We start from the raw sequence: 3455 nt of genomic DNA, 5'->3' as shown, positions 1-3455 counted from the left end.
CTTCTACGAGCTGATCTCGCGCAAGACCCGTGGCCTGTCCGAAGACAGCAAGGGCGGGCGCTGGTACACCGCCGATGCGCTGGCCATGGCCTGGGCGTTGAACCCGGAAGGGCAGCTGCAGGTCGAGTCGCGGCCGCTGAATGTGGAACTGAACGGGACGTTCAGCCGTGGCGCCACCATCGTCGACTGGAACCGTCAGACCGGCCAGCCGGACAACTGCGATCTGCTGATGGCCTACGACCAGGGGCGTTTCGAGGCCCTGGTACGCCAGGCCCTGGGCGCGGACTGAGATTCGCCCCCCGCACTGGTTGCCCCGGGCGGCAACCAGTGCTTATAATGCCGCTCTTGACCACCAGCCCATTTACGGTGTGAGCCCATGAAGGCCGATATCCATCCGAACTACCGCGACGTCGTCTTCCATGACGTCACCTCCGATTTCAAGATCCTGACCCGCTCGACCATGAGCACGAAGGAAACCATCAAGTGGGAAGACGGCAACGACTACCCGCTGGTGAAGGTTGAAATTTCCTCGGCTTCGCATCCGTTCTACACGGGCAAGCACAAGGTCATCGACACCTCGGGCCGTATCGACAAGTTCCAGAAGCGCTACGCGCGCTGATACGTCGTACCCGGTTCGAACGGACGGCCGCGCTCTGCGCGGCCGTTTGTTTTTGTCCAGCGCCTACCCAACGGGCGTTTGGATGGACGGAACACTGCGTCCTTGTGACAACGCTTTTGCCGATCCCGGCCGCTCGCTGGCAGGGTGCCGGCTGCCTGTCGTCTACGACTTCTGTCTAGCGCCCGGCAAATGCTGCTGTGCGATAATGACCTGATCCCCGGCACAGGCCGAGGACGTCATTCACGTGCCTGACCAATGCGCTTGGGCAGGCGCCTTCCCATGAAGGAGCGCACACAGTGTCCGATCTTGATCAGGTCACGCTCAACGCCGGCGATACGTCGGTCGTTCTGCCCGTCATCAAACCCACCCTCGGCAACGACTGCGTCGACATCGCGAAGCTGACCAAGGAAACGGGGTATTTCACCTACGATTCCGGTTTCACCGCGACGGCCAGCTGCAAGTCCGCCATCACCTACATCGACGGCGACAAGGGCGTGCTGCTGTATCGCGGCTACCCGATCGAGCAGCTGTCGGAGAAGTCGAGCTACGTCGAAGTGGCCTACCTGCTGATCAACGGCGAGCGCCCGAGCGCCGAGCAGCTGAAGGCCTTCACCGACGAGCTGGCTGCCGAAGCCAACGTCGATGCGTCGATCAATACCCTGATCGGCAGCTTCGCCAAGGATGCCCATCCGATGGCCATCCTGACCGCCGCCATCGCGCAGCTGTCGGGCATCTATCACGCCTCGCTGGACCTGTCCGACGCCGAACAGCGCCGCCAGGCCGCCGTGCGCCTGATCGCCAAGGTGCCGACCCTGTCGGCGCTGATCTACCGCCACGGCAAGGGCCTGCCGGCGAACAAGCCGGACACCTCGCTGGACTACGTCAGCCGCTTCCTGAAGCAGACCTTCGAGTCGGCCGACGGCCAGTACGAGCTGAACCCGGATGTGGTCAAGGCGCTGGATCTGCTGTTCATCCTGCACGCCGACCACGAGCAGAACGCCTCGACCTCGACCGTGCGTCTGGTCGGTTCGACCGGTGCCAACCCGTACGCGTCGGTCGCCGCTGGCGTCACCGCGCTGTGGGGTCCGGCCCACGGCGGTGCCAACGAAGCCGTGCTGAAGATGCTGGAAGAGATCGGTTCGGCCGACAACGTCGAGTCGGCCGTGCTCAAGGCCAAGGACAAGACCTCCGGCTTCCGTCTGATGGGCTTCGGCCACCGCGTGTACAAGAACTTCGACCCGCGCGCGAAGGTCATCGGCGAGATGACCGGCAAGGTGCTCAAGCAGCTGGGCGTGCAGGATCCGCTGCTGGACGTGGCTGTGAAGCTGGAACAGGCCGCGCTGCAGGACGAGTACTTCGTCGCCCGCAAGCTGTACCCGAACGTCGATTTCTACAGCGGCATCATCTACAAGGCGCTGCAGATCCCGACCGAGATGTTCACCGTCATGTTCGCCCTGGGCCGTACTTCCGGCTGGGTCTCGCATTGGCTGGAACAGCAGGTCGACCCGGAAATGAAGATCGGCCGTCCGCGCCAGGTCTACACCGGCCACGACGTGCGCGACTACCAGGGCTGATAGCCCCGCGTAGGTTGTGCTGAAAGCGCCCCGCAACCGCGGGGCGTTTTTTTTGCTTCGCTTTTGGTAGATGCCAACCTTGGTTGGCACGCTTTCGGCGCCCGCGAAACATCATCCACGCATGGCGTGGATCTACTGCGCTCCGGCTTCGGTGGGTGCCAACCTTGGTTGGCACGCTTTCCCATCCGCGCGTGGTGTGGATCTCCTGCGCTCCGGCTTCGGTGGGCGTCAACCTTGGTTGGCACGATTTGAGTGTCCGCGAAACATCATCCACGCATGGCGTGGATCTACTGCGCTCCGGCTTCGGTGGGTGCCAACCTTGGTTGGCACGATTTTGGCGTCCGCGAAACATCGTCCACGCATGGCGTGGATCTACTGCGCTCCGGCTTCGGTGGGGGCCAACCTTGGTTGGCACGATTTGGGCGTCCGCGAAACATCATCCACGCATGGCGTGGATCTACTGCGCCCGGTCGCGTGGCACGATGTTCGCCGCGGCAAGACCGCGTGATTCAAGGGTCTCACCAGCTTCACGAGCGCTCGCGCAGCCTCAGGACGCCAGCTGCACCTGCAGCACTGATACGGAGCGTCCAACCCATGAGTACCCGTTTCGACCTGCCCGAGCGCGATCCACTCGGTTCTGACATCGCCACCGTGGTGGCCACTCCCGTCGTGCCACCGCCCAGCGAAAGCGCGGTGTCCTGGGGCGCCATTTTCGCCGGCGCCGTTGCGGCCGCCGCACTGTCGCTGATCCTGCTGATCCTGGGTGTTGGCCTCGGCTTGTCCTCGGTTTCGCCCTGGTCGTTCGAAGGGGTGTCCAAGGAAACCTTCGGCTGGACCAGCGTCGCGTGGCTGACCTTCACCGCGCTGGCCGCTTCCGGTCTTGGCGGCTACCTGGCCGGTCGCCTGCGCACCAAGTGGACGCAGCTGCACGGTGATGAAACCTACTTCCGCGACACCGCGCACGGCTTCGTGTCCTGGGCTGTGGCGACCCTGCTCACTGCTGGCCTGTTGACCTCGGCCATCGGTGGCGTGCTGGGCGCCGGCGCAAAGGTTGCCGGCGCGACCGCAGGCGCCGCTGCCACCACTGCCGGTGCTGCCGTGGCCGGAGCTGGCAGCGCTGCTGCAGGCGCACCGGAGAGCGACCTCAACTACTGGGTGGATTCGCTGTTCCGCGGGGCCACCACGGCGGGCCCGGACGCTGCCGGTGCACCTCCGGTTGCGCCGGCAGCGGGCGCAGCGCCGGGTACCAGCCCAATGGACCC

3 protein-coding genes and 1 pseudogene are annotated in these 3455 nt (G+C 64.6%); all 4 read left to right on the top strand.

Annotated elements, in window-relative coordinates; all coding sequences use genetic code 11:
* Positions 1-289, top strand: a 289-nt coding sequence (locus DBR20_RS23005; protein ID WP_343125685.1) for a nucleoside hydrolase, incomplete at its 5' end; no start/stop codon positions are given.
* Between the two features lie 87 nt (positions 290-376).
* The gene (locus DBR20_RS11230; RefSeq protein ID WP_006389217.1) at positions 377-619 is read left to right on the top strand and encodes a type B 50S ribosomal protein L31; all 243 of its coding nucleotides are present in this window, start codon (positions 377-379) and stop codon (positions 617-619) included.
* 296 nt (positions 620-915) lie between these two features.
* Positions 916-2193 carry a citrate synthase gene (locus tag DBR20_RS11225; protein WP_089236664.1) on the top strand — a complete coding sequence of 426 codons (1278 nt, stop codon included), beginning with the start codon at positions 916-918 and terminating at the stop codon, positions 2191-2193.
* A gap of 594 nt (positions 2194-2787) precedes the next feature.
* Positions 2788-3455, top strand: a pseudogene (locus DBR20_RS11220) (hypothetical protein); the annotation flags it as partial.

The organism is Stenotrophomonas sp. HMWF023, assembly GCF_003060985.1.
Taxonomy (GTDB): Bacteria; Pseudomonadota; Gammaproteobacteria; order Xanthomonadales; family Xanthomonadaceae; genus Stenotrophomonas; species Stenotrophomonas lactitubi.
This window is presented reverse-complemented; position numbering and strand designations above follow the sequence as displayed.

Excerpts from the sequence above, each read along its gene's own strand:
- DBR20_RS11230 (WP_006389217.1), top strand. The coding sequence starts at position 377 with ATGAAGGCCGATATCCATCCGAACTACCGCGACGTCGTCTTCCATGAC.